At 75.2% G+C, this 694-nt stretch carries 1 protein-coding gene; it reads right to left on the bottom strand.

Features of this window, described 5'->3' with window-relative positions; genetic code table 11:
- On the bottom strand, positions 1–694 hold a 694-nt coding region (locus EAO73_RS35385), incomplete at both ends, for a D-alanyl-D-alanine carboxypeptidase (RefSeq protein WP_224756603.1).

Here is a 694-nt window from a genome sequence, read left to right as displayed (position 1 = left end):
GTTCGGGGTGGGCGGGGTCGGCCGCGCGGGCGAGAAGGCCGGCGAGCAGGGCGGCGGTCACCTTGTCCGAGCGGTCGAGGCCGCTGCCGTCCGCGATGTTCACGCCCTTGAGGGACAGGCGGAGCTTCTTCAGCTGGGCGGTGACGGCCCGCCGGCCGCCCTTGAAGTCGGCGGGTTCGCCGGCGGCGATGGCGGTCTGCCGGGCCAGGGCCTCGGCGATGTCGTTGTCGCTGTTGGTCAGCGCCCGTTCGACGAGGCCGGAGAGCGGGGCGGACAGATGGGTGGCGACGGTGCGGGACTTCGCGGCGGGGCGGCCGGGGGCGGGGGCGCCCTTGGTGGTGACCCCGGCGCCGTCCAGCAGCCCGGCGAAGGTGCGGGCGGCGTCGCCGGCCGGGTCCTCGGTGCGCGGGGCGGGTCCCTTGGCGGAGTCGTCCTGGCGGCCCTCGTCGACCATCAGGGCGCTCATCGGCGCGATGTTCTCGTTGGGGCCGATCGGGTGGTGGGTGGGGCCCGTATAGGCGGAGGTGTCGTAGCGGAGCCGTACGGAACCGGCCTTGCCGGCCTTGAGCGCGCGGGCGGTCCCGGTGGCCAGCGCGCGCAGGGCGGCCTTGTCGAGGGTGGGGTCGCCGTCCTCACCGAGGGTGTCCTCGACGAAGCCGTAGTCCGCCGGGTAGCTGGTCGAGGTGAAGAGCCG

The sequence above is a fragment of the Streptomyces sp. col6 genome, from assembly GCF_008042035.1.
Lineage (GTDB): Bacteria > Actinomycetota > Actinomycetes > Streptomycetales > Streptomycetaceae > Streptomyces.
This window is presented reverse-complemented; position numbering and strand designations above follow the sequence as displayed.